Annotated in this window: 1 protein-coding gene; it reads right to left on the bottom strand. The window is 43.5% G+C overall.

Annotated features, from left to right (window positions below):
• Positions 1-459: 459 nt before the first annotated feature.
• The coding region (locus tag BCT81_RS26790) for a flagellin (RefSeq protein ID WP_102426431.1) at positions 460-1,252 on the bottom strand (793 nt) is incomplete at its 5' end.

The following is a 1,252-nucleotide window of genomic DNA, read 5'->3' as shown; positions in this document are numbered from 1 at the left end:
CTGTAGATTTTTGTTATTGAGAGCATGTGGGTTGTTTGAAAAACGTTCAAACTGGATTTTTAGTTAGCCTATGTACAGAAATGATCAATCAGCAAAATTCATGGCTGTGGGCAAATAGTAGGCAAAAAGGTGAGCTGTTTTTCACAAAGTCGGCAGAGAAAATTAAAACTAGCAGAGCGAGAAAACGAAGAAAGATCGTTAGAAGGGAAAATAAAACACAATCTTCAGAAAGGAAAAAGCCCCTTTTCCTTTGAGAGAACCGGGGCTAGTTGGCGCGTCAGAGCCTGTGTGGAGATCATCGAGAAATGAACACATTTCCGACTCGCCGTTGCATTCTTACCGTAAAAATGAATAGCAGGTGAGAGATGAGAGAGCTAAACACTCACTAGTAAGTATGCTTGCCAGTTTCCCTTGCTGCATGGCTCACGTCTGAACACGAGCAGCAAGTTCAACCAATAACTATTGCAATAGTGACATTGCAGAGTTAGGCAATTGTTTTGCTTGAGCAAGTATTGAAGTACCTGCTTGTTGCAGAATTTGTGATTTGGTCATTTGCGTCGTCTCTTTCGCAAAGTCCGTATCTTTGATTCGGCTGTTTGAAGCGTCTACGTTCTCTTGAACGTTTGCCAAGTTATTAATACTGTGGCTTAGACGGTTCTGTTTCGCACCCAAATCAGCACGCTGTGAATCTACGTACTTCAATGCAGAATCAATAACGCTGATAGCGTTCTGTGAACCAGCAACACTTGTTAGACTGATATCTTGAACTGATGTTGCACGGCCTTCGCTCTTAATTCCAAGCTCAGATGCCAAGCCACCAGAGATTGACATAGCGCCAGCTAGATCTGGTTCTGCTACGAATAACTGTAAACGACCGTCATCAGTAACCGATGCATTTAGTAAGTCAGATTGACCATTAATGTAAGTCGCTAACTCTTCAATATCGTCACCCGCTTTAGTGTTGATATCTAGAACGATGTCTTCACCCGCTTTAGTTTTGAATTCAAACTTAAGATCGCTCGCTGTTGGCGGCACTTCCCAGTTCTTATCTTTCGCGTTTTCTGAATCGAACGTAGTACCCCCCATACGGTAGTCATCTGCACGGATGCTTGTCAGAGCCATGATCATTGCTTCACCAGAGTTAGAACCAATCTGGAATGAAGCTTCACCGAATGACCCGTTCAGTAGACGACGACCACCAAACGATGTGGTTTCCGCGATACGGTTAAGCTCATCTTGAAGTGCCATTGAC

Origin of the sequence: Vibrio sp. 10N.261.52.A1 (assembly GCF_002876325.1) — a bacterium.
GTDB classification, from domain to species: domain Bacteria; phylum Pseudomonadota; class Gammaproteobacteria; order Enterobacterales; family Vibrionaceae; genus Vibrio; species Vibrio chagasii.
This window is presented reverse-complemented; position numbering and strand designations above follow the sequence as displayed.